Source organism: Algirhabdus cladophorae (assembly GCF_044772865.1).
Lineage (GTDB): Bacteria > Pseudomonadota > Alphaproteobacteria > Rhodobacterales > Rhodobacteraceae > Algirhabdus > Algirhabdus cladophorae.
This window is the reverse complement of sequence record NZ_CP173029.1, coordinates 781,970-802,953: the sequence shown is the minus strand read 5'-3', so window position 1 is coordinate 802,953 and position 20,984 is coordinate 781,970. Positions and strand designations below refer to the sequence as shown.

27 protein-coding genes are annotated in these 20,984 nt (G+C 55.8%); 14 read left to right on the top strand and 13 right to left on the bottom strand.

Annotated features, from left to right (window positions below; genetic code table 11):
- Nucleotides 1-2 precede the first annotated feature (2 nt).
- Nucleotides 3-470 (bottom strand): hypothetical protein, encoded by a 468-nt coding sequence (locus tag ACIRQ6_RS03890; RefSeq protein ID WP_420863847.1) that lies wholly within the window; start codon nt 468-470, stop codon nt 3-5.
- 412 nt (nt 471-882) lie between these two features.
- Here ACIRQ6_RS03890 and ACIRQ6_RS03885 point away from each other — a divergent pair, with 412 nt between their 5' ends.
- On the top strand, nt 883-1,464 hold the full coding sequence (locus ACIRQ6_RS03885; RefSeq protein ID WP_420862827.1) for a thymidine kinase: 582 nt from the start codon (nt 883-885) through the stop codon (nt 1,462-1,464).
- An 86-nt stretch (nt 1,465-1,550) separates the two neighbouring features.
- Here ACIRQ6_RS03885 and ACIRQ6_RS03880 read toward each other — a convergent pair whose 3' ends face one another.
- From ACIRQ6_RS03880 to ACIRQ6_RS03865, 4 genes are read right to left on the bottom strand one after another with little or no spacing between them, the layout of a single operon-like run.
- The gene (locus ACIRQ6_RS03880; protein WP_420862826.1) at nt 1,551-2,510 is read right to left on the bottom strand and encodes a 2-hydroxyacid dehydrogenase; all 960 of its coding nucleotides are present in this window, start codon (nt 2,508-2,510) and stop codon (nt 1,551-1,553) included.
- 1 nt (nt 2,511) lies between these two features.
- Nucleotides 2,512-2,853: a tRNA-binding protein gene (locus ACIRQ6_RS03875; protein ID WP_420862825.1), complete on the bottom strand. Its 342-nt coding sequence runs from the start codon at nt 2,851-2,853 to the stop codon at nt 2,512-2,514.
- Nucleotides 2,850-3,662, bottom strand: coding sequence for a pyrroline-5-carboxylate reductase (proC, locus tag ACIRQ6_RS03870; RefSeq protein ID WP_420862824.1), 813 nt, complete (start codon nt 3,660-3,662; stop codon nt 2,850-2,852). Before proC ends, ACIRQ6_RS03875 begins: the two co-directional genes overlap by 4 nt.
- A gap of 27 nt (nt 3,663-3,689) precedes the next feature.
- On the bottom strand, nt 3,690-4,193 hold the full coding sequence (locus ACIRQ6_RS03865) for a YbjN domain-containing protein (protein ID WP_420862823.1): 504 nt from the start codon (nt 4,191-4,193) through the stop codon (nt 3,690-3,692).
- Nucleotides 4,194-4,510: 317 nt separating this feature from the next.
- Between ACIRQ6_RS03865 and ACIRQ6_RS03860 the strand changes: the two genes are divergently transcribed.
- Nucleotides 4,511-4,933, top strand: a complete 423-nt coding sequence (locus ACIRQ6_RS03860; protein ID WP_420862822.1) for a hypothetical protein — start codon at nt 4,511-4,513, stop codon at nt 4,931-4,933.
- 5 nt (nt 4,934-4,938) lie between these two features.
- On the opposite strand, the gene ACIRQ6_RS03855 is transcribed toward ACIRQ6_RS03860, so the two are convergent.
- Nucleotides 4,939-5,184 carry an accessory factor UbiK family protein gene (locus tag ACIRQ6_RS03855; RefSeq protein ID WP_420863846.1) on the bottom strand — a complete coding sequence of 82 codons (246 nt, stop codon included), beginning with the start codon at nt 5,182-5,184 and terminating at the stop codon, nt 4,939-4,941.
- Between the two features lie 108 nt (nt 5,185-5,292).
- Here ACIRQ6_RS03855 and lgt point away from each other — a divergent pair, with 108 nt between their 5' ends.
- The 6 genes from lgt (at nt 5,293) to ACIRQ6_RS03825 (ending at nt 10,108) form a co-directional block, all read left to right on the top strand.
- A complete protein-coding gene (gene lgt, locus ACIRQ6_RS03850) occupies nt 5,293-6,174 on the top strand; it encodes a prolipoprotein diacylglyceryl transferase (RefSeq protein ID WP_420862821.1) in 882 nt (293 codons plus the stop codon).
- Entirely contained in the window at nt 6,171-7,226 is a 1,056-nt protein-coding gene (locus ACIRQ6_RS03845) for a class I SAM-dependent methyltransferase (protein WP_420862820.1), read from the top strand. Before lgt ends, ACIRQ6_RS03845 begins: the two co-directional genes overlap by 4 nt.
- Nucleotides 7,227-7,236: 10 nt before the next feature.
- The gene (gene pgeF / locus ACIRQ6_RS03840; RefSeq protein ID WP_420862819.1) at nt 7,237-7,989 is read left to right on the top strand and encodes a peptidoglycan editing factor PgeF; all 753 of its coding nucleotides are present in this window, start codon (nt 7,237-7,239) and stop codon (nt 7,987-7,989) included.
- A gap of 275 nt (nt 7,990-8,264) precedes the next feature.
- Complete coding sequence (locus ACIRQ6_RS03835) at nt 8,265-8,414, top strand: hypothetical protein (RefSeq protein ID WP_420862818.1); 150 nt, start codon at nt 8,265-8,267, stop codon at nt 8,412-8,414.
- 319 nt (nt 8,415-8,733) lie between these two features.
- Entirely contained in the window at nt 8,734-9,516 is a 783-nt protein-coding gene (locus ACIRQ6_RS03830) for a Hint domain-containing protein (RefSeq protein WP_420862817.1), read from the top strand.
- An 82-nt stretch (nt 9,517-9,598) separates the two neighbouring features.
- Nucleotides 9,599-10,108 carry a hypothetical protein gene (locus ACIRQ6_RS03825; protein WP_420862816.1) on the top strand — a complete coding sequence of 170 codons (510 nt, stop codon included), beginning with the start codon at nt 9,599-9,601 and terminating at the stop codon, nt 10,106-10,108.
- Here the strand turns inward: ACIRQ6_RS03825 and ACIRQ6_RS03820 are convergent.
- Complete coding sequence (locus ACIRQ6_RS03820; protein WP_420862815.1) at nt 10,105-10,605, bottom strand: Lrp/AsnC family transcriptional regulator; 501 nt, start codon at nt 10,603-10,605, stop codon at nt 10,105-10,107. The two genes, ACIRQ6_RS03825 and ACIRQ6_RS03820, sit on opposite strands and share 4 nt — an antisense overlap.
- Nucleotides 10,606-10,808: 203 nt before the next feature.
- On the opposite strand from ACIRQ6_RS03820, the gene trxB reads away from it, so the two are divergent.
- The 3 genes from trxB to ACIRQ6_RS03805 all read left to right on the top strand — a co-directional run bounded on the left by trxB (nt 10,809) and on the right by ACIRQ6_RS03805 (nt 14,412).
- Complete coding sequence (gene trxB, locus ACIRQ6_RS03815) at nt 10,809-11,750, top strand: thioredoxin-disulfide reductase (RefSeq protein ID WP_420862814.1); 942 nt, start codon at nt 10,809-10,811, stop codon at nt 11,748-11,750.
- Between the two features lie 95 nt (nt 11,751-11,845).
- Nucleotides 11,846-12,175, top strand: coding sequence for a hypothetical protein (locus ACIRQ6_RS03810; RefSeq protein ID WP_420862813.1), 330 nt, complete (start codon nt 11,846-11,848; stop codon nt 12,173-12,175).
- A gap of 161 nt (nt 12,176-12,336) precedes the next feature.
- A complete protein-coding gene (locus ACIRQ6_RS03805; RefSeq protein ID WP_420862812.1) occupies nt 12,337-14,412 on the top strand; it encodes a bifunctional sulfate adenylyltransferase/adenylylsulfate kinase in 2,076 nt (691 codons plus the stop codon).
- A gap of 115 nt (nt 14,413-14,527) precedes the next feature.
- Here ACIRQ6_RS03805 and ACIRQ6_RS03800 read toward each other — a convergent pair whose 3' ends face one another.
- Genes ACIRQ6_RS03800 through ACIRQ6_RS03790 form a run of 3 tightly spaced genes read right to left on the bottom strand, consistent with a single transcriptional unit; the run spans nt 14,528 to nt 16,046 of the window.
- Nucleotides 14,528-15,400, bottom strand: a complete 873-nt coding sequence (locus ACIRQ6_RS03800; protein ID WP_420862811.1) for a PhzF family phenazine biosynthesis protein — start codon at nt 15,398-15,400, stop codon at nt 14,528-14,530.
- Entirely contained in the window at nt 15,397-15,627 is a 231-nt protein-coding gene (locus ACIRQ6_RS03795; protein WP_420862810.1) for a DUF1150 family protein, read from the bottom strand. Before ACIRQ6_RS03795 ends, ACIRQ6_RS03800 begins: the two co-directional genes overlap by 4 nt.
- Nucleotides 15,627-16,046 carry an Hsp20 family protein gene (locus ACIRQ6_RS03790; RefSeq protein WP_420862809.1) on the bottom strand — a complete coding sequence of 140 codons (420 nt, stop codon included), beginning with the start codon at nt 16,044-16,046 and terminating at the stop codon, nt 15,627-15,629. The genes ACIRQ6_RS03795 and ACIRQ6_RS03790 overlap by 1 nt, the downstream gene beginning before the upstream one ends.
- A 158-nt stretch (nt 16,047-16,204) precedes the next feature.
- On the opposite strand from ACIRQ6_RS03790, the gene ACIRQ6_RS03785 reads away from it, so the two are divergent.
- From ACIRQ6_RS03785 to ACIRQ6_RS03775, 3 genes are all read left to right on the top strand, one after another.
- Nucleotides 16,205-16,423: a YdcH family protein gene (locus tag ACIRQ6_RS03785; protein ID WP_420862808.1), complete on the top strand. Its 219-nt coding sequence runs from the start codon at nt 16,205-16,207 to the stop codon at nt 16,421-16,423.
- A 70-nt stretch (nt 16,424-16,493) separates the two neighbouring features.
- Nucleotides 16,494-16,982: a 5-(carboxyamino)imidazole ribonucleotide mutase gene (gene purE, locus ACIRQ6_RS03780; protein WP_420862807.1), complete on the top strand. Its 489-nt coding sequence runs from the start codon at nt 16,494-16,496 to the stop codon at nt 16,980-16,982.
- Nucleotides 16,975-18,042, top strand: coding sequence for a 5-(carboxyamino)imidazole ribonucleotide synthase (locus ACIRQ6_RS03775; RefSeq protein WP_420862806.1), 1,068 nt, complete (start codon nt 16,975-16,977; stop codon nt 18,040-18,042). The genes purE and ACIRQ6_RS03775 overlap by 8 nt, the downstream gene beginning before the upstream one ends.
- On the opposite strand, the gene ACIRQ6_RS03770 is transcribed toward ACIRQ6_RS03775, so the two are convergent.
- From ACIRQ6_RS03770 to ACIRQ6_RS03760, 3 genes are read right to left on the bottom strand one after another with little or no spacing between them, the layout of a single operon-like run.
- Nucleotides 18,020-18,868, bottom strand: coding sequence for a DMT family transporter (locus tag ACIRQ6_RS03770; RefSeq protein ID WP_420862805.1), 849 nt, complete (start codon nt 18,866-18,868; stop codon nt 18,020-18,022). The two genes, ACIRQ6_RS03775 and ACIRQ6_RS03770, sit on opposite strands and share 23 nt — an antisense overlap.
- Nucleotides 18,868-20,097, bottom strand: a complete 1,230-nt coding sequence (gene chrA, locus ACIRQ6_RS03765) for a chromate efflux transporter (RefSeq protein WP_420862804.1) — start codon at nt 20,095-20,097, stop codon at nt 18,868-18,870. The genes ACIRQ6_RS03770 and chrA overlap by 1 nt, the downstream gene beginning before the upstream one ends.
- Nucleotides 20,094-20,909 (bottom strand): chromate resistance protein ChrB domain-containing protein, encoded by an 816-nt coding sequence (locus ACIRQ6_RS03760; RefSeq protein WP_420862803.1) that lies wholly within the window; start codon nt 20,907-20,909, stop codon nt 20,094-20,096. The genes chrA and ACIRQ6_RS03760 overlap by 4 nt, the downstream gene beginning before the upstream one ends.
- Nucleotides 20,910-20,984: the final 75 nt, after the last annotated feature.

Genomic DNA, 20,984 nt, shown 5'->3' with positions numbered 1-20,984 from the left:
ATCTAAATCCGTTCGCCGGATTCTTCTTCCAAATGCATTTTCATTTCGATCAAAACGCGCTGCAACTGCGAGGTCTCGCGCAACAGGCGTTTTGCCTCGTTCACACTGATGATGCCGTCTTCGATGGACTGGTTATATTCAGCCATAAGCATTGCAAACCGCTGGCTGAGCGCGATCACATCTGAGTTTACGTTGGCGTTTTCATCCGAGTTGCGGCGTTCGGGATCGTAGCTAAGGGTGATCCCGTTTACTTCGGCTAAGGCACTGGTAACATGGGGATATTTAGCAGCCTTTTCCAAAGCAGCCACAGCATCAATAGGCATAAACCGGTCGGCATGTTCTTCGTTATCAGAATAATACCGGCCCAAGGTTGCTTTGGATTTGCCTGTCAAATCGCATGCAGGCTCAATGCCCACATCTTTAACCAACGCCTCGGTGTGCTTTTTCAAATAACTGCCCAAACCGTTCATACTCATCCCCTGTTTTACCCCCCAGTCTGAGTGTTGGGGGAATTTGAAATCCCTTTTCCCATTATTTTTAGCCTCTGCCAATGACAATTTCGTCTCAATCTCAGTGGTTTGAGATCGTAAAGAGTGACCGACGTCCCCAGCGTTGGTTTGGGTGGGGTCCGCTGTGCTTTTGTCACAGGGACGACAAAGCAGGGTAACCTGCAGTCGTGCAGCGGGCTTGTCAAACGTGTGTGTGAAGGCGTCGCAGTATTATCCCCAAGGGTTTCGGCCCTTATGCGCGTCTGGTGAGTGGTTTTGGCAAGGCCCCGTAGTGTAGATTAATTAGTGGTGCGTCCTGGCTCAATTACTGGGTCAGGACATCCCCACCCGTACTCTTGCTTGCGCGTGAAAATTTGCGTGGCATAAGGGCCTTATGGCCAAACTATACTTCCATTATTCCACTATGAACGCAGGCAAATCGACTGTGTTACTGCAAGCGGCCCATAACTATGGCGAGCGCGGCATGCAGGTGTATTTGCTGACAGCACAGTTCGATAACCGCGCTGGATCAGGCCGTATCGCCAGTCGCATTGGCATTGGCCAAGAGGCCGATACCTTTGGGGTCGGTGAGGATCTGTTCGCCAAAATTTCGGATCGGTTGCAAGCAGGCGATTGTGCCTGTGTGTTCATCGATGAGGCGCAATTTTTAAGCCATGATCAAGTTTGGCAGCTGGCCCGCGCCGTAGATGATCTGGGCGTCCCAATTATGTGTTACGGGTTGCGCGTGGATTTTCAGGGCAACCTGTTTCCCGGATCAGCAGCCTTACTGGCATTGGCTGATGAAATGCGCGAAGTCCGCACGATCTGTCATTGCGGCAAGAAAGCCACCATGGTGGTGCGCCAGAATGATCAGGGACAAGTGTTGACCCAAGGGGCACAGGTGCAAGTGGGCGGGAACGAGACCTATGTGTCTTTGTGCAGACGCCATTGGCGCGAGGCTGTTGGCGATATTTGAGGTTTTGCGCCCGCTGCGCGGTCGCGGGGGGCGGCCGATGCTGACGCATCGGCCTGTAGGTATTTCAAAACTAAAGAAACTGGGGCTTAGACGGCATTGGGCAGTGGTTTGCCCGCAGTAAAGGCCATCAAGTTATCCAGCGCCATTTCGCCCATGTTTGTTCTGACTTCCAAGGCAGCGGTGCCCAGATGGGGCAGCAAGGTGACGTTGTCCATATCAATCAACGCTTGCGGCACCTTGGGTTCAAACTCGTATACATCCAACCCGGCACCTGCAATTTGACCCTCTTGAAGGGCCTTGATCAAAGCGGCCTCATCAACGATGTCGCCTCGCGCGATATTGACCAAATGCGCCGTTGGTTTCATGGCCGCGAGCGCCTCGGCATTGATGAGGTGATGCGTGGCCGGCATGGCGGGGACAGCAACAACCACAACATCTGAAGCGGCCATAACCTCGGCCAGGCTGCCAAGTTGCGTGGCAGGCATGCCCGGATCGGCCACTTGGCTACGGTTATGAAACACGATCTTCATCCCAAAGCCAAAATGCCCACGATGGGCGATGGCCTTGCCGATCCGGCCCATGCCAACAACGCCCAGCGTCTTGCCAGACATATGCAGGCCCAGCATTTGGGTCGGGTGCCAGCCGTCCCATTGACCTGCACGCACCATTCGCTCGCCCTCGCCCGCGCGGCGGCACGTCATTAACATCAAGGTCAGGGCCGTGTCCGCTGTGGCGTCCGTCACCGCACCGGGTGTGTTGGTCACAGCAATGCCTTTGGCCCGGGCGGCGTCCACGTTGATATGGTTGTAGCCGACGCCAAAGTTGGCCAGCAATTTGCAACGTGGGGCCTCAACAGCCTCAAACACTTCGGCGCTGAATTGATCGCCTAACGTGGGCAGGATCAAATCATACTCACGCAAAGCCGCAACCATTTCATCCACGCTCATCACATTGGTCTGATCGCGGTAGGACACGTCAAAATGCTCGCGGGCCGTGGCCACAATGCTATCGGGCAAGCAGCGGGTGATCAAAAGAGTTTGTGTCATATTAAAAAAGCCTCCCGCCCAAAGGTGTCTCGATGTCAGGTTTTATCAAGACCACCTCGCCGTCGGCGTCGGGCACGCCCAGCACCAAAACCTCGGACATCACAGGGCCGATTTGGCGCGGTGGGAAGTTGACCACCCCCATGACGCGCCGCCCCACAAGGCCCTCGGGTGTGTAGTGCTTGGTAATCTGAGCCGATGATTTACGCTCGCCAATTTCAGGACCAAAATTGACCCACAGTTTGATTGCGGGTTTGCGGGCCTCAGGGAAAGGCTCGGCCCGCACGATCTGGCCTACGCGAATATCGACCGCCATGAACTGGTCAAAACTGATTTGGTCGCTCATTTCGACAACTCCTTGGATCGATCTGTGGCGGCGGCCACGGCTTTGGTCATCAAGTTGGGAAAGCCAGTGGTCGGATCCATCAACACCTCAAGCGCTGCTTGGGTGGTGCCATTGGGGCTGGTGACATTGACGCGCAATTGACTGGGTTCCTCTGTGGCTGTTTCGGCCAAGGCCCCTGCCCCGGCCACGGTCGCTTTGGCCAAGGCCATAGCCATTTGCGGTGGCAATCCTTGGGCGATGCCCGCCTGCGCCATGGTTTCGATCAAGTGAAACACGTAAGCCGGGCCCGAACCTGAGACGCCCGTGACTGCATCCATTTGCGCTTCGGCGTCTAACTGAACCGTTTGGCCCACAGCCCGCATCAACGTCTCGGCCAATTCCATTTGCGCAGGCGACGTGTTGATATTCCCAATCAGCGCTGTAATGCCCTTGCCAACCGCCGCTGGCGTGTTGGGCATGGCGCGCACAATAGGCGATTGCGCCCCCAGCGCTGCCTCAAATGCCGAAATGGGAGTACCTGCGGCGACGGACACGAACAAAGTCGCGCCATTGCCCAGCGCAGCCAGTACTGGCAGGGCCTCGCCCATCATTTGCGGTTTGACAGCCACCAAAACCACAGCCGGTTCCGCGGGAATGCCTTCATTGATGTGCACGCCAGTGGCCTGAAGCCATTCACTGGGGTTGGGGTCTAAAACCCACACAGTCGCAGGCGAGACCCCCTGCGCCAACCAGCCCGCCAACAAAGCCGACCCCATCTTACCACAGCCCAGCAGAACCAGACCGTTCTCAAGTTTAACGTTTTGTGACATCTGCCCCCCTCTCTTTGGGGGCAAGTGTTAGGCGCGACCGTAGGCCTCTGCAATGGCAACTTGCATCGCTTCTTCAGCGGTGTGCCCGGCCCATGTGACCATCTGGAAGGCTGGATAATAGCGTTCTGCCGACATCACAGCTGCATTGATCGCGGTGTCGATCTGTTCTGCACTGGCCTGTTGGCCCCCTGCAAGGATCAAGCCATAGCGGTAGACCATCAGCTTTTGTTCGGTCCAGTAGCTAAAGGCCCCGGCCCAGCACTGGTCATTCACCTTGTTAAGGGCCTCATAGAGGTCCCCCAATTTATCCGAAGGCGGTTCCATCTCGAAGGTACAAATCAACCGCAACGTTTCGTCGAAACTGCACCATGCCAACGTGATGGAATAGGTTCGCCATTGGCCTTCCACAGCCATTGCGATTTGGTCATCTGCAACGCGATCAAAATCCCAATCGTGATGCTCTGCGATATATTCGACGATGTCGATTGGATGCAGGTCTTCTTGTTCGATGAAGCTTTCAGTCAGTGCCATGGTGCAACCCTTTCTGCTCGTGCGTTGGGGTCTTGGCAGCGCCCCTAACGCTAGGTGCCAGCTCTAGGTGCGGTGGGTCGTTTCACAGCACCTACGAGATATGGTGAGGGCAGAAAGACATTGTGTAAAGCTATAATTTGGGGGGACCCACAATAAGTTGTGGATAGCTTGCCCAGTGACGCTTTATTTTGCGAAAAATGTAGGGAAGGCCCCGGGCGCCCTTTCCTTTTGGCGCAATTTGACGTTAGGTCGCTGTGAGTACCGATACCGCTGCGTTCACCAGTTCTTTTCAATATACAACACTTGTGGACCCAAAAGTGACGAAGCTAACTGAATTTTTTGAAGGCATGGCCAAGGCCTTTAACACCGGAACCCTGCAAGACCTCAAGACGATCCTAAAGCTGCCGACAGCCGTGCATATCGATACTCAGGTTATTGTCATCAAAGACGCGGCCCAAGGGCTGTTCGTGCTGAATACATTTCGCGACAATCTGATAAGAAGCGATTTCGATCGGGTCACATTCACTATGTCCGACGCCGAAGAATTGCGCGGCGGGGCCACCAAAGTCATTGTGGAATGGGTGGCCCTCAGCAGCAGTGGTGTTGAGTTGACCAAAGCCGATGCCACATACATTTGTGACTATTCCCAAGAACTGGGATGGCAAATATCGATCATCGAGTTTGGCCGCGCAAAGACAACCGAGCAAGGCCAGTTCTTGGGAGGCCTGCCCTTAGTCTAGCGCTGTTACTTGGTTTTGGCTTCCAGTGCTTCGATGCGGGCCAGTAAGGTAGCATTCTCCTCGCGGGCCTTTTGCGCCATTGTACGCACTGCATCAAATTCTTCGCGCGTGACAAAATTACGATCTGCCAGCCACCGATCCATCATAGAAGACATCGCGGTTTCCGCTTCGGATTTAGCGCCCTGAGCGACCCCCATTGCGTTGGTCATAAGTTGCGACAAATCATCGAGAATTTTGTTGCGGGTTTGCATGGCCGAAGTCTCCGTTTTCATTTGACTTCTATATGGGGCGGTTGCGCGAGGATCACAAGTGCGCGGGGCTGTTGACATCGCCGCACCCATAATTGACAGAGTTGCCTTATGTTGGCCGCGATCCCTTTTCCACAAATCTCGCCCGAGATTTTTAGCATTGATCTGTTTGGGTTTGAACTGGCCCTGCGGTGGTATGCCTTGTCCTATATTGTCGGTATTTTGATCGGCTGGCGCATTGTCGTCACGGCTGTCAAACGTCCAGTACTGTGGCGCGAAAGCACCGCCCCTATGACGCCCCAGCTGGTCGAGGATCTGCTGACATGGGTGATCTTCGGGGTCATTATCGGTGGTCGTTTGGGCTTTGTGGCGTTCTATCAACCCAGCTATTATGCCGCCAACCCGCAAGACATTCCAAAGGTCTGGCAAGGCGGCATGGCCTTCCACGGCGGGTTTGCAGGCGTCGTCGCCGTGGCGATCTATTTCTGTCGACGTCATAAAATCCCGATGCTGTCGCTGGCCGATTGTCTGGCGATTGCCACGGCCCCTGCCCTGTTTTTGGGGCGGGTTGCGAACTTTATCAAACCGGAACTGTGGGGCCGCCAGACCGATATGCCATGGGGCGTCGTGTTTCCCGTGGCAGAAGCCCAAGACTGCGGCCCGCTGATCGAGATCTGCGCCCGCCACCCCTCACAACTCTATGAGGCCGTACTCGAAGGCCTGATCCTTGGCGCGATCCTGCTTTATCTGGCGTTCCGGCGCGGCGCGTTCAAACGCCCCGGTTTGCTGACCGGCGTATTTTTCGCAGGCTACGGGGCCGCGCGGTTCTTGGTTGAATTTTTCCGCCAGCCTGATGCGCAATTTATCAGTCCCGGCAATCCATTGGGGCTGGCGCTACACTTGGATGGCTACGGGCTGACCATGGGACAATTGCTATCGATCCCCATGATCCTAATCGGGCTGTGGCTGGTTGCACGCAGCCAGCGGCCATGACCCTTTCCGAGGTTTTGATCCAGCGCATTGCGGCCCATGGGCCTATCACCATTGCAGACTATATGACCGATTGCCTGCAACATCCCCAACACGGCTACTACATAACGCGTGATCCGCTGGGGGCTGCTGGTGACTTTATTACGGCCCCTGAAATCAGCCAAATGTTCGGCGAGCTTATCGGCCTGTCCTTGGCGCAAACTTGGATGGATCAGGACGCGCCCTCACAGTTTGTCTTGGCTGAATTGGGTCCGGGGCGTGGCACGCTGATTGCGGATGTGATCCGTGCGACCCGCAGCGTCCCAGGATTTGCCGAGGCGGCACAGATGCATCTGATCGAAACGTCGCCGCCCCTGCGCGCGGCTCAGGCCCAACTGTTGGGGGACACCGTCACATGGCACGAGACAGTCACCACCCTGCCCGAAGCCCCGCTATACTGTATCGCCAACGAATTTTTTGACGCGCTGCCTATTCGTCAGTTCCAGCGCAGGGGTGCTGCCTGGTGCGAGCGGGTTGTGGGCGTCAAAGACGATGCACTGCACGTGGGGCTGACCCAACCCGCCCCCTTGGCCGCCTTGGAGGCCCGCCTAGACGATACCAAAGACGGTGATCTGGTCGAGCTCGCCCCAGCCGCCCCCGGTATCATAGGCGAGATCAGCCACCGGATCGAGGCCTTTGGCGGTGCAGGCTTGATCATCGACTACGGTGATTGGGGATCCCAAGGCGATACGTTGCAGGCTGTACAAGATCACACATTTGTCGATCCCTTTGCCCAACCCGGTGCTGCAGATTTGACCGCCCATGTGGATTTCGAGGCCTTGGCGATTGCCGCCACCTGCGCCCATTCGCGTCTGACACCACAAGGTGTTTATCTGGAACGGCTCGGTATCACCGGACGTGCGCAGCAATTGGCGGCAAAACTAAGTGGCAACCCCCTAGAGCAGCACATCAATGCACACCGGCGCTTGACCCACCCGTCAGAAATGGGGACGCTCTTTAAAGTCATGGGGTTGATGCCACACCACGCCGCGGCCCCTGCCGGATTGGAAACATGAGCGCACGGATATGAGCCTAGAGATTTTAACCCACGACAGCCTACTGCCCACCAAACACGGGTTCTTTACGCGCAAGGGGGGGGCCTCAAGTGGTGTGTTTGCTGGTCTCAATTGCGGACAAGGCAGCAGTGATCAGGCCGATATGGTGCACCTAAACCGTCAACGGGTCGCCACTGCGATGGATCTGCAGGTCGATAGCTTGGTGTCCGTCCATCAATGCCACTCGGCGGATGTCGTCCTTGTAGAAAACCCGTTCGATAAAAAACCGAAAGTCGACGCGATGGTCACCCGTACCCCGGGATTGGCCTTGGGCATCCTGACCGCTGATTGCCAGCCGGTTCTTTTTGCGGACCGCGAGGCAGGCGTTGTGGGGGCCGCCCATGCGGGATGGCAAGGCGCCCTTTATGGTGTGCTAGAGGCCACAATCGAGGCAATGGTCGATCACGGCGCCCAGCGCAATCGCATCACAGCCGTCATCGGCCCCTGCATTTCGCAACGCGCCTATGAGGTCGGCCCAGACTTTTTTGAGACATTTGTCGCCGAAGACGACAGATCGACCCAGTACTTTGCCAATGGCCGTGGGGACCGCCTGCAGTTTGACCTGCCCGGCTTTGGCCTGATGCGCCTACGCGAGGCAGGTGTTGCGGCCAGTTGGACAGGACATTGCACCTACACAGATCCCGATCGTTTTTTTAGCTACCGCCGCAGCGTACACCAAAAAGAAGCCGATTACGGCCGATTGATTGCCTGCATCCGTTTGTGATCCAAACACGGCAAATTGGGCGGCCCTTGCCACATTTCAGCCCGAAACAATAACCAAATTTACCCCATGACTGTTTCACTATTGGAAAAAGCCCTTGTTTTTAGGGCCTGTGGCACCCTTGGCCACGACCTACACACACCCTGACAAATTTCCGAAAATTTTTCTAAATTCCTAGTTTCTGCCCCAGTCCTGCCGCAGTGCGAGGTCAGATTGTTCTCAATCCAGACGCAATAGACGTCGAAACCAAATATTGAGCACGAGAGAGGTAGAAAACCATGGAACACAAGCCACGCTGGATCCAAAACATGATCGCAGAAGCTGCAAAGCAGGACGTTCAAATGCCCTTCGATCGCAAAGCACGCCGCGCCAAACGCTTGGCCCGCCTCCAGCGCCAAGCACAAATGCGCCTCGCCGCAACAGCATAACGCCCTCCAAAGACGTTTATCAGGTGTACTTTTCCCACCGTCTGTCCTGCAGACGGTGGGTTTTTTTGTGGCCAGTCACTTGGGCCGGGGGAATCGATTCTTTACGGGGAATTCACACCCGCAGAGGGCAAATATGGCGATGGATTTGCGTCTGAGGAAACAAACGCCGACTTTCTGGTCAACTATTTCCAGAATCTCGGTGATCAGGGCAAAATTTTGACCCTAGCGATTTCTTCCACCATCTTAGTCTCAACAAACAAATCAACAGTTCGTTGTTGTTGGTGGGGACCAACAATGAAGCAACCCAAAAGGTGGTTTCATGACGATCCCAACCCGCGCTGTCAGCCTCACAGCGCAAGCAAGAATACCGGCACCCTCCAGCCGGATCGGACAGCAAGATGGGTCCCCTCAGCGCAGTCAGCCTCTTATGCGCAAGTATGAGGTGACCCATCTGTCCTCCAATCAAACAATTGAAAACATGTCACAAATCGCGCCTGCATTGCCGATTTTCGAGACAGCTTTTGCAGCCTTTGCGCGCGGCACTTTGCTGGCCTCGCCTATGGGCCCTATCGCCATCGAAGACTTGTTGCCCGGTGATCTGCTGACAACCCGCGATGATGGCAGCTTGCCGGTTCAATGGATCGGCAAAGTCAAAATGGTGCCCGAATGGCAAGGTCAATCGCCGGAAATGGGTAAAATGATCCGCGTGTCTGCCGACAGTTTTGGTCTTGGCCGCCCGATGCCCGATTTGCTGCTGGGCAGCCATGCCTATTTGTTGCAATCGGGTGCTCAAGTTCAGGAACGTATCGGCAAACCGCAAGCCTTGGTGTCAGCCACGGATCTGGTCGATTGGGAAAATGTTATATCGGTCACGCCGCCCACGCCGACAGACCTGTTCCACATCGCCTTTGACCGCCACGCAATTGTGACGGCCAATGGCCTGGAAATGGAAAGCTATCACCCGGGCTATGCGTTTCACAACGGGCTAAGCGGCGGCATGCGTGGGCTTTATCTGTCGCTGTTCCCACAATTGGAACTGGTGAGCGACTTCGGACCGTTTCTGTATCCAAGACTGGAACGCGAGCAAGTTTCGGCGGCATAAAACCTTTATCTTCAACCGAACGTGATTGGCTTTAGACCTGAACCCTGCCCCATTGTTTTGAGCAAAACCAATGGGGACAGCGATGAAAAAGCGCAAGTCAAAACGATCAAAGACCAAACAACCGGTTCAATCCACGCAAACGGCGCAATCCTCCAATCACGGCCCCAATAGGCGGCAGATGCTGCGGTGGTTGCGCAATGGCGTAGTGGCCCTCCCGATTTTGGGCGGGGCGGGTTATTTTTCAATCCAATCCGTGGAAGCCACCATTTGCGAGGCGGACTTGACTAAAATTGGTCGAGGCACCCCCAGCATTGTCCAGATCCATGACCCGAACTGCCAACTATGTGCAACGTTGCAACGCCAGTCACGCCGCGCGTTGCGGGCTTTTGAAGATGACAGTTACGAATTTCTAGTGGCCAACCTTAACACAACCGAAGGGCGCACCTTAGCCGCGGTCCACCGCGTGTCCCACGTCACTTTGTTGCTGTTCAACGGCGACGGCCAAATGGTGCGCATCGTGCGCGGCCCAACAGATATGGATACGCTCGACAGGGTGTTTCGATCCCATATTGGCAACCCTGAGGAGGTCTAGGCCTCGCGGGCCAAACGGTCTTCGAGCACTTCAAAGGGCACGCCTGCGGCATCCTTGGCACCGCGGATCACCAGCGATGTTTTGACGCTGCCCACATTGTCCGCGGTCAGCAAATCCGAGGTCAAAAAGGTCTGAAAGGTGCTGAGGTCCGGTGCCACGCATTTGAGGATAAAGTCGACTTCGCCGTTGAGCATATGACACTCGCGCACCAACGGCCACGCACGACACTTGTCTTCAAAGGCCGCCAGATCGCTTTCCGCTTGGCTTTGTAGACCCACCATAGCGAAAACCTGTACTTCAAACCCTAACTCGCGGGCGTCCACATCGGCGTGGTAGCCCTTGATGAAACCGTTTTCTTCAAGGGTGCGCACCCGTCTCAGGCACGGTGGCGCAGAAATCCCAACACGTTTGGCAAGCTCTACATTGGTCATCCGACCATCGGCTTGCAGATGCGCAAGAATCATTCGATCGATTGGGTCTAGTCTGGATCCCGGCATGTGTATTCCCTTTCTGGCTTTTGGTTACTTACGCCACAGCTGGAACTTGCGCAACAATATTTCAACATTGAGCAATAATAAGTCGCGCTCGATAATCCTAGCGCAAAAAATCACTGCACTGCTTTGTGACACGAGGCCCCTTTTCACGCCCTCTCAGGCTCTTTATATCCAAGGTCTAACGTATTGCTCAAAGGCTGCCGCTTATGTCCGAAACCCGTCACACCAAAGTCCTTATCATTGGCTCAGGCCCCGCCGGCTATACAGCCGGTGTTTACGCCAGCCGCGCCATGCTGGAGCCGATTTTGGTCCAAGGCATCGAACCCGGCGGACAACTGACCACCACGACCGAAGTTGAAAACTGGCCCGGCGATACCGAGGTCCAAGGCCCCGACCTGATGATCCGCATGCAAGATCACGCCAAAGCTATGGGCACCGAAATCATTGGGGATATCATCAACGATCTGGACCTCAGCGAACGGCCGTTCAAGGCAAAGGGCGACAGTGGCACGCTTTATACAGCAGACGCCGTGATCCTTGCCACAGGGGCGCGTGCCAAATGGCTAGGCCTGCCGTCAGAGGACAAATTCAAAGGCTTTGGCGTATCGGCCTGTGCCACGTGCGACGGTTTTTTCTATCGCGGCCAAGAGATCGTTGTGATCGGCGGCGGCAACACGGCTGTAGAAGAGGCGCTATTTCTAACGAACTTTGCCAGCAAGGTCACATTGGTGCACCGCCGCAATGAATTGCGGGCCGAAAAGATCCTCGAAGACCGTTTGATGAAAAACCCCAAAATCGAACCACTATGGTTCCACCAATTGGAAGAGGTTTACGGCGAAGACAGCCCCTTGGGCGTCGAAGGCATCAAAGTCCGCAATGTCAAAACCGATGAGATCACCGACATCCCGTGCAAAGGCGTGTTTGTTGCCATCGGCCATGCACCCGCCAATGAATTGGTCAAAGACGTGCTTGAAACCCATATGGGTGGCTATGTGGTCACGAAACCCGACAGCACCCAGACCTCGATCCCCGGTGTGTTTGCCGCAGGCGACATCACGGATTGGCAGTACCGCCAAGCCATCACAAGCGCAGGCATGGGCTGCCAAGCTGCTCTCGAGGCTGAACGGTTCTTGGCGGAAAGCGAATAGCAAACACGTAAAGTGTTCGCGATCCTGCATCACCGTCAGTGTTGCCACTATGCTAAGGCGTGGCGCTTATGGTGAGTTTGGCCGTTGCAATACCCATGGTTGCTGCAATTCTTGGACTGGTCGCGGCCTGGCAAGCAAGGAAAGTGTGGTGGTTGGGCTTAACCGTTGCTGCCGTAGTGTTCATCGCCGATGTGGGATTAACCTTGGTCGTGTTGACCGTTTTCCCAGACGCCGTTGCGCCGAGCGCGCGGCTCATGCCACTGCTGAGCGCCCTGACGGCCCTCAGTGTTTTAATCATCGCAGTTGGATCGATCCTGAGCCTTCTTTTGAGGCGCTCAAATACGCCCGGACAAGTTGCAGTTAAGGTCTTTTTGGGCACTTGCATCCTTGGGCTTGCCGCATTGTTGACGGCTTTTTTGATCTAAAGGCACCCCAAATGCGCAATTGCGCCGCGGTAAAACGTGACCCAAAAGACCCAATCCCTAAAACCGAAACAGTTTGTCGCAAGTATGTTCATTGCTGAACGCATTTTTATATGCGAAGTGAGTTCACGAATGAACACATAGTGAGTCGTATGTAACCCGTCATGGCACAGTCGCCTGTCAAAACCTCCCTCGATCAAGAGGATGATATGTTCAAGCTGCTGCGCCAGCTTGATATTGACCCTCATGCATCGCAACGGGCGATTGCACAGGCTGTGTCCGTCTCATTGGGCAGGCTCAATGCGCTGTTGAAGCTGGCCACAGAACAAGGCCTCGTGAAAATAAGCGACCGCAACGGCCCCGACAAACGCCAGCGGTTTGAATACGCCCTTACCGCCAAAGGGGCGGGCGCAAAGAACCGCCTGACCGAAAACTTCCTGAAACGAAAATTCGCAGAATACGACGCTCTCCATGCTGAACTAACCGGCACGACGTCTGGACTTTCCCATCTCAACAATAGGACCAAATTGATGCAAAATAACCTTGCCCCCATCCCCGAGCTATTTGTCTCGTATGACAGTGCGCAAAAGCTGAAACTGGAGGCCGCGGATCTGGTCAGCCACGATCTGACAGCGCGTCAGGTGTGCGATTTGGAACTGCTGATGAACGGTGGCTTTAACCCGCTCAAAGGGTTCCTATCCGAGGCAGATTACGACAGCGTCGTCGACACAATGCGCCTGACAGATGGCAGCCTCTGGCCAATGCCGATCACGCTGGATGTGGGTGAAGAGTTCGCCGCCGGTCTTGAAATTGGCCAAGACATCGCATTGCGTGACCCTGAGGGCGTGATCTTGGCCACGATGACGGTCACAGACCGTTGGGAGCCAAATAAGGCCAAGGAAGCCGAAAAAGTATTCGGCGCCGATGATGACGCGCACCCTGCTGTGAACTATCTGCATAACCAAGCTGGCAAAATTTACTTGGGCGGTCCGATCGTGGGCATCCAGCAAGCGGTGCATTACGATTTTCGCGCCCGCCGCGACACACCAAACGAGTTGCGCGCCTATTTCCGCAAAATGGGCTGGCGCAAAGTGGTTGCGTTCCAAACCCGCAACCCGCTGCACCGCGCCCACCAAGAACTGACCTTCCGCGCCGCCCGCGAAGCCCAAGCCAACCTGCTGATCCACCCCGTTGTGGGCATGGGCAAACCAGGCGACATCGATCACTTTACCCGCGTGCGCTGCTATGAGGCTGTTTTGGATCAATATCCTGCGGCCACAACAACCATGTCCCTGCTGAACTTGGCCATGCGTATGGCCGGTCCACGTGAGGCCGTATGGCACGGTTTGATCCGTAAAAACCACGGCTGTACGCACTTCATCGTGGGTCGCGACCACGCTGGCCCCGGCAACAACAGCCAAGGCGAAGATTTCTATGGCCCCTATGATGCACAGGACCTGTTCCGCGAGCACCAAGAGGAAATGGGCATCGAAATGGTCGACTTTAAGCACATGGTCTATGTGCAAGAACGCGCCCAATACGAGCCAGCCGACGAGATCGAAGACAAGGAAAACGTAACGATCCTAAACATCTCGGGCACTGAATTGCGTCGCCGTTTGGCCGAAGGTCTGGAAATCCCAGAATGGTTCAGCTTCCCCACTGTGGTCGAAGAACTGCGCAAAACCCGTCCCCCACGGGCCAAGCAAGGCTTTACCGTGTTCTTCACTGGCTTCTCCGGTTCCGGCAAATCCACTATCGCCAATGCGTTGATGGTGAAACTGATGGAAATGGGCGGTCGCCCTGTGACCTTGTTGGATGGTGATTTGGTCCGCAAAAACCTATCGTCTGAGTTGGGGTTCAGCAAAGAACACCGCGATCTGAACATCCGTCGCATCGGCTATGTGGCCTCGGAAATCACCAAAAACGGCGGCATCGCCATCTGTGCGCCCATCGCACCCTATGCCACAACCCGTCGCGCTGTGCGTGAGGACATCGAAAACTTTGGTGCCTTTGTTGAGGTCCATGTAGCCACGTCCATCGAGGAATGCGAACGCCGGGACCGCAAGGGCCTCTATAAGCTGGCCCGCGAAGGCAAGATCAAGGAATTCACAGGGATTTCCGATCCCTATGACGTGCCCGTTGATCCCGAGTTAAGCGTCGAGACCGAGAATGTAGACGTCGACAACTGCGCCCATCAGGTTTTGCTGAAGTTGGAATCGATGGGTTTGATCAAAGCCTAATTCGGCAAGGTCGTTGGGCCACATGTTTTCTTTGAAAACGTAATGCCCGATATTCAAGGGCGCGACCATTCAGGTTGCGCCCTTTTTCCTTAAATCCGTCTAGTTTAGCCCGCTATCAGAGGCTCAATTCACCCGACATCAACACATAGGCTTGGCCCGCGACTTGGACGCCTGTTATTGCATCCGGTGGCCCCTGCACCGTCACATCAGCCTGCCCTAACCGGCCCAACATATGGCCTTGGGTCGCCCGAAGGTGCGGCGATTTGATCAGCCCGTTTGCCCACAGATAGGCAGCCATCGCCCCTGAGGCCGAGCCGGTAAATGCGTCCTCCGCAGGGCTGGGCGGTGCCATCAAAAGGCGCGACAAAGTGGTCTGCCCATCCAACGTCACCCAAAAAGGTTCCATCATATCAATACCATCACTGCCAGATGCAGCAGCCAGAGCCGCCAAAGCCTCAACGTCGAGCGTGCAGCGATCAAGGGCGCCTTGGTTGGCCAGCACTGTAATGCAAAACGGCAAACCGGTTGAGACAATTTGCGGAGGACTGATGATATCTTGCGCTGTCAAGCCACCCACTGCCGCGACCAGAACTGGGTCAAGTTTTGGCCCAAACGCAGGTGCGACTTGGGTCATTGAAATGCGCGGCGGTGTGAGTGACGCGTCAATCTCGACCGCCACAAGGCCCGCACCCGTCTCTAATGTCAAAGAGGTGCCGTTCACCATTCCGCGCGATAGGAATGCCGCCACAGTTGCAATCGTCGGATGCCCCGCAAAGGGGATCTCGCGACTGGCCAGAAAGTAACGCACCTTGAAATCAGCGATGTCCGAAGGTTCGACGAATGTACATTCGACCAGCGAAGTTTCCGCCACGAAGGCCATGCAAGTGGCATCATCCAAAGCCCCTGCATCTTGGACCACGGCGCAGCCATTGCCGCTGAAGGGGCGATCCGTAAAGGCGTCCACCCAGTCAACGGCGTATTTTGTCATTGCAAAGTTACGGGGGCATAGTCGTTTTGGCGGGCCAAATCGAAGGCCATCGCGCGGCCAGCGACCAAGGCCAATTGCTCGCCTTGTGCATTGTGAACCGCAAACAGCTGTTTCAATTCGCCAGCTTCTTCTTGCACTTGCAGCGGCAAATCAGCGACATCGACAGCCTTTACATAAACTGTGCGATCTTCGTCAGTTTGGCCTTCAAAATTATAAGCAGTTTCCATCAGGCGGTCTCCCCATTGATTTTGATTGTCTGAATGATCTTGTCGGGCACGGCACGGGTCAAATCAACATGCAGCAATCCGTTTTTTATGTCCGCCCCGCCCACATCAACACCATCGGCGAGGACAAAGCTTTTTTGGAACTGACGCGCCGCGATGCCACGATGCAGGAACAATCGCCCTTCAGCGTCGTCGGTCTGACGCCCGCGTATGACCAGTTGCCGGTCCTCAACCGTGATCGACAGATCGGCTTCGGCAAAGCCAGCCACAGCCAATGTGATCCGGTACGAGTTCTCCGAGGTTTGTTCGATATTATAGGGTGGATAGCCGTCATTGCCGGTCTTGGCAGTGCGTTCCACCAACTGTTCGAGCTGTTCAAAGCCCAAAAGAAACGGGTGTGACCCCAACAATAGTTTACTCATCTTGCGTCCTTAAAGGTTAAAGCGACGTCCGTATCAGGCCCCTATGTGGCGGCCCGTGTCTAAAATATGGGGCGATGGTTAACCTTTCGCAAGGCTAGGCCTATGCCGAATCGCCAAAAATTCGTATCTCTGTAGCCTGAGTGCTGAAAGTTTGAGCCATGAATGCTGAAATAGAGATGAAGACGGACGAGGTTTTACGCGTCAAACTTGCTGTACTTCAGCAAGAACACCGCGATCTTGATGCGTCGATCGAGGCTCTGCACGACAAATCCACCGCAGATCAACTGACCCTGCAACGGCTCAAACGGCAAAAGCTGGCGTTGAAAGATCAGATCGCGCGGATCGAAGACATATTGACCCCTGATATTATTGCGTAATCGCAGCGCGCCAGTATAGTGCGGCCTTTCACGGCGACAGCCCGTGCGCAATTGCAATGACGAGGGTCCTATGAGCGATATCAAAGTTGGCATTATCATGGGCAGCCAATCGGATTGGCCGACGATGAAAGAGGCCGCCATCTTGCTGGATGAATTGGGCGTCTCGTTTGAAACCAAAATCGTATCGGCCCACCGCACACCTGATCGGTTGTGGGACTATGGCAAGTCCGCTGTTGATCGCGGATTGCAGGTCATTATCGCAGGCGCCGGTGGCGCGGCGCATTTGCCGGGCATGATGGCCTCAAAAACCCGCGTGCCTGTGGTCGGCGTTCCGATCCAGACCAAGGCATTGTCCGGTGTTGATAGCCTCTATTCTATCGTGCAAATGCCCAAGGGATTTCCCGTGGCCACGATGGCTATTGGCGCGGCTGGGGCTGCAAATGCAGGGCTGATGGCCGCTGCAATCTTGGCAAATACGGATCCGGAACTGGCAATGCGTTTGGAAGTGTGGCGCGACAGCCTTTCCGCATCCATCGCGGATGAGCCAACCGATGACTGACGCACTGCCCGTCGGGGCCACGATTGGCATTTTGGGCGGCGGTCAATTGGGGCGCATGTTGTCTGTTGCGGCGTCTCGGCTTGGCCTGAAATGTCATGTCTTTGATCCGGCCCCTGATGCGCCAGCAGCCCAAGTGGCCGACGCCCACACCTGCGCGCCCTATGAGGATGCGGAGGCCCTTGCCGCCTTTGGCGCAGCTGTTGACGTCATAACCTATGAGTTTGAAAACATTCCCACATCTGCGCTGGACGCGCTCGAGGCTTTGGCCCCGATCTACCCCAACCGGCGCGCTTTGGCGACCTCTCAGGATCGCATCACGGAAAAAGACTTCCTGACCGATCTAGGCCTTGCCGTGGCCCCATATGCAAATGTGGAAAGCGCCGCGGACATGGATGCGGCTGTCGCAAAAATTGGCGCACCTGCAATCCTCAAAACCCGTCGCTTTGGCTATGATGGCAAGGGGCAGGTCCGCCTCAAGGACGCCAGCGATGCAAGTGCTGCCTGGGCCGATATGGCCGATGCGCCCAGCGTCTTGGAAGGCTTTGTCGACTTTAGCAAAGAGATCTCAATCATCGCGGCGCGCAATCCCGCAGGCGATGTGGCGTGCTATGATCCCGGTGAAAACGTCCACAAGGACGGGATCCTTGCCACAACGACTGTCCCTGCCGCGATCCCAGCCACCTTGCGGATGGATGCAGTTCTATTGGCCGCTAAGATTTTGAATAGTCTGGACTATGTGGGCGTCATGGGGGTCGAGTTATTCGTGACCCCTGCTGGCCTCATCGTGAATGAGATCGCCCCACGGGTCCATAATTCGGGCCATTGGACGCAAAATGGCTGCCTTGTGGACCAGTTCGAACAACACATCCGCGCGGTCGCTGGTTGGCCCTTGGGTGACGGCACCCGCCATTCAGATGTGGTGATGGAGAACCTGATCGGCGACGACGTTCTGGCCGTGCCCGAGATTGCGCGCACAGCCGCTGCGATCCATCTCTACGGTAAGGTCGAGGTCAAAAAGGGCCGCAAAATGGGGCACGTCAATCGGGTGACGCCCGCTTAACGTTCACCACGGACAAAGCTACGCCACCAAGGACCAACACGCAGGCCGCGATAAACTGTGCTGTCATAGGCTCGGCCACAAAAATCACGCCACCCAAGGCTGCAATCACTGGCACGCTGAGTTGTGAAACAGCAGCGACGCTGGGCAAAAGCCGTGGTAATAGCGCATACCACAGGGCATAGCCCATCCCGCTGGTGACAGAACCAGACAGCGCAGCCAAGGCGATGCCCTGCGGACTGAGTGTGATGTCTTGCACCACTAGCAGGCCCAAAGCAGTGACAGGCAAAGCCCAGATAAAGTTGGACATCGTGTTGCGCACAGGGTTCGTGCTGGCCTTGCCGAGCAGCGAATAAAGGCCCCATCCCAGACCGGCAAAAGCCATCAACGCACTGCCCAAAAGATCGGGCGCTGTGGCCGTTGCGGGCCATAACAGAGCAACCAATCCGATAAAGGCGATCCCAGCCCCAATCCAGCGCTTGGCCGTGACCGCCTCCCCCATCCACAAGGCCCCCGCGAACATAGTAATTTGAACCACACCAAAGAGGATCAGCGCGCCAACACCTGTATCAAGGCTGACGTAGGCAAAGGAAAATCCCAGCATATAAGCCACCAAACTGGCCGGGCCCCAAAAGCTGCGTTGTGGTGTAATGGCCTGCACCCCTTGTTGAACGGCCACGAGGATCATCAGGCTCACGGCCCCGGCCCCGACCCGGATCACCGCAAGGCTGGCCGGATCAATGCCGCCCGTGGTCAGGGCCAGCCGGTTCAGAACCGAATTGGCGGCCAACGCCACCAAGGCTAGAACAGTCAAAAGAAAAAGGCGCATTAGGCAAGGACCACGGCAAGACCAGCAGAGAGGGCCAAGACCCAAAGGATATTCCAGTTGAACCGCAGCACCAAAAGGCAGGATAGCAGGCTAAGGCCCAGCGCCAGCCAATTGAGGCTGCTTAGGCTCGGCACCCATCCAAATGCTGTGCGGCTGACGTCGTTAAACAAGACATGCAGGGCGAACCAAAGTGACAAATTCGCGATCACCCCCACAACCGTGGCGGTGATTGCCGTTAACGCGCCCGACAGGCGGGGTTGGGCCGAAATCCATTCCACATAAGGCGCCGCTGCGAAGATCCACAAAAAGCACGGAATGAATGTCACCCAAAGCGTGATCAGTCCTGCAACAAAAGCCATCCCCAATCCAGCCTCAGCAAAGCCCGCCATAAAGCCCACAAATTGCGTGACCAAGATCAACGGCCCCGGTGTGGTTTCCGCCAATCCAAGGCTGTCAATCATCTGGCCTGCCGTCAACCAACCATAGTTTTGCACGACTTCTTGCGCCATATAGGCCAAAACAGCATAGGCCCCGCCAAATGTCACCGCCGCGAGGGTGGCAAAGAACGTGGCGATCTGACTCAGGAAGGCTTGCCCTAAGACCAAATCAAGCACGGCGATTGGCACAAGCCATAAGGCCAGCCAGAAGGCGACTGTTTTGATGGTTTGGCCCAGCGGCACTAGAGGCGACGCTGTTCCACCCTGCGCTTTGGTGGCGAAAAACCCAATTCCAGCGGCCACAGCGATGACCAGTGGAAAGGGCAAGTTAAAGACAAACAAAGCCACAAAACTGCAGGCAGCCAAGCCCCATTGCAGCGGTGTCTTGAAGGCTTTCTTGGCGACTTTGGTCAGAGCTTGGATCACGACTGCCAACACAGCGGCTTTGATCCCGATGAACAGGCTTTGCGCCACATCCAAGCTGCCAAACAGCGCATAGAGCGTGGCCAACGCAAAAATCACCAGCGCACCGGGCAAGACAAACAGCCCCCCTGCGATCAGCCCGCCACGCACCCCGTGCATGCGCCAGCCCGCATAGGTCGCCAATTGCATGGCCTCTGGACCCGGCAACAGCATGCAAAACGACAGGCCCGACAGAAATTGCTTTTCACTAAGCCATTGATGCCGCTCGACCAGTTCCGAATGCATCAACGCAATTTGCGCCGCAGGGCCGCCGAAAGACAGACACCCGATTTTGGCAAAGACCTTGGTGGCTTGGGTCAGCGTGGTCATTGGCGCGCCTGATGTGAAGTTGCATCATGGGTTTCGCCCGTCGCATCCCGCGCCCAGCAATAAAACGCGTCATAAAGTGTCAATCCCGCCTCCAATTGTTCAAGATCATCCTTGAACATCCGCGACAAGCCCAGAGAGGCCGCTTGCAACCCCGCCGCTTGGGGAACCTCGTCCAATTGCCCCAAATCCGCCGCGCGAATGATTTGCGCCAAGTGGGTTAACGCGGGCGTTTGTAGCCCGAAATGGTCGAGGAAAGCATCGAAGCTGCACTTGTCGTTGTGATGCCCCAAAGCAGCCCCTTCGATGTCAAAAGGCGTTGCTTCGAATTTCTCAGCCACCAGCGCCACTTGATCCGGTTGTACGAACAAAAAACGCGCTTTTGGGTCGATAAAGCGGCGGATCAGCCAAGGGCAGGCAATGCGATCTACCTTGGGCCGGTGGCGGGTCACCCACAGAGTGCTGCCGTTTTGTGTGTCGGGGATTTTTGCGGCAGGGATTAAGGAACCGCCAGCATCGGCCCACGCCATGTGGCCACCGTCCAGAAAGTCCGCTTGGATGCTATGACTGCGCAACATCGCCGCCGCCCCTTGCGACAGCTTGAGCCCCTTTTGACAAATGATAACAACGGATTGACCTTGCAGTTCAGGCACCAAAGTTTCGATCTGCTTGAACGGGTGACGCCGTGAGGTTGGGATCAATTGGGGGTCCAGCGCAAAGTCCTCATCGGTGCAAATGTCGATCAGGACAGGGCAAGTGGGCGTGCCGATAAAACGGTTGAGTACAGCGGGGGTTAAAGCGTTGAGAGCAGGCATGTGGCGTCCTTTGATAGGGTCATTTGGACGCGATACTTGGGCCTAAGCCTAAAGGGGCAATCGCAGGCCCCTTAG

Coding starts and splice junctions, on each gene's coding strand:
- ACIRQ6_RS03890 (WP_420863847.1), bottom strand. CDS start 470: ATGAACGGTTTGGGCAGTTATTTGAAAAAGCACACCGAGGCGTTGGTT.
- ACIRQ6_RS03885 (WP_420862827.1), top strand. CDS start 883: ATGGCCAAACTATACTTCCATTATTCCACTATGAACGCAGGCAAATCG.
- ACIRQ6_RS03880 (WP_420862826.1), bottom strand. CDS start 2,510: ATGACACAAACTCTTTTGATCACCCGCTGCTTGCCCGATAGCATTGTG.
- ACIRQ6_RS03875 (WP_420862825.1), bottom strand. CDS start 2,853: ATGAGCGACCAAATCAGTTTTGACCAGTTCATGGCGGTCGATATTCGC.
- proC (WP_420862824.1), bottom strand. CDS start 3,662: ATGTCACAAAACGTTAAACTTGAGAACGGTCTGGTTCTGCTGGGCTGT.
- ACIRQ6_RS03865 (WP_420862823.1), bottom strand. CDS start 4,193: ATGGCACTGACTGAAAGCTTCATCGAACAAGAAGACCTGCATCCAATC.
- ACIRQ6_RS03855 (WP_420863846.1), bottom strand. CDS start 5,184: ATGCAAACCCGCAACAAAATTCTCGATGATTTGTCGCAACTTATGACC.
- lgt (WP_420862821.1), top strand. CDS start 5,293: ATGTTGGCCGCGATCCCTTTTCCACAAATCTCGCCCGAGATTTTTAGC.
- ACIRQ6_RS03845 (WP_420862820.1), top strand. CDS start 6,171: ATGACCCTTTCCGAGGTTTTGATCCAGCGCATTGCGGCCCATGGGCCT.
- pgeF (WP_420862819.1), top strand. CDS start 7,237: ATGAGCCTAGAGATTTTAACCCACGACAGCCTACTGCCCACCAAACAC.
- ACIRQ6_RS03835 (WP_420862818.1), top strand. CDS start 8,265: ATGGAACACAAGCCACGCTGGATCCAAAACATGATCGCAGAAGCTGCA.
- ACIRQ6_RS03830 (WP_420862817.1), top strand. CDS start 8,734: ATGACGATCCCAACCCGCGCTGTCAGCCTCACAGCGCAAGCAAGAATA.
- ACIRQ6_RS03825 (WP_420862816.1), top strand. CDS start 9,599: ATGAAAAAGCGCAAGTCAAAACGATCAAAGACCAAACAACCGGTTCAA.
- ACIRQ6_RS03820 (WP_420862815.1), bottom strand. CDS start 10,605: ATGCCGGGATCCAGACTAGACCCAATCGATCGAATGATTCTTGCGCAT.
- trxB (WP_420862814.1), top strand. CDS start 10,809: ATGTCCGAAACCCGTCACACCAAAGTCCTTATCATTGGCTCAGGCCCC.
- ACIRQ6_RS03810 (WP_420862813.1), top strand. CDS start 11,846: ATGGTTGCTGCAATTCTTGGACTGGTCGCGGCCTGGCAAGCAAGGAAA.
- ACIRQ6_RS03805 (WP_420862812.1), top strand. CDS start 12,337: ATGGCACAGTCGCCTGTCAAAACCTCCCTCGATCAAGAGGATGATATG.
- ACIRQ6_RS03800 (WP_420862811.1), bottom strand. CDS start 15,400: ATGACAAAATACGCCGTTGACTGGGTGGACGCCTTTACGGATCGCCCC.
- ACIRQ6_RS03795 (WP_420862810.1), bottom strand. CDS start 15,627: ATGGAAACTGCTTATAATTTTGAAGGCCAAACTGACGAAGATCGCACA.
- ACIRQ6_RS03790 (WP_420862809.1), bottom strand. CDS start 16,046: ATGAGTAAACTATTGTTGGGGTCACACCCGTTTCTTTTGGGCTTTGAA.
- ACIRQ6_RS03785 (WP_420862808.1), top strand. CDS start 16,205: ATGAATGCTGAAATAGAGATGAAGACGGACGAGGTTTTACGCGTCAAA.
- purE (WP_420862807.1), top strand. CDS start 16,494: ATGAGCGATATCAAAGTTGGCATTATCATGGGCAGCCAATCGGATTGG.
- ACIRQ6_RS03775 (WP_420862806.1), top strand. CDS start 16,975: ATGACTGACGCACTGCCCGTCGGGGCCACGATTGGCATTTTGGGCGGC.
- ACIRQ6_RS03770 (WP_420862805.1), bottom strand. CDS start 18,868: ATGCGCCTTTTTCTTTTGACTGTTCTAGCCTTGGTGGCGTTGGCCGCC.
- chrA (WP_420862804.1), bottom strand. CDS start 20,097: ATGACCACGCTGACCCAAGCCACCAAGGTCTTTGCCAAAATCGGGTGT.
- ACIRQ6_RS03760 (WP_420862803.1), bottom strand. CDS start 20,909: ATGCCTGCTCTCAACGCTTTAACCCCCGCTGTACTCAACCGTTTTATC.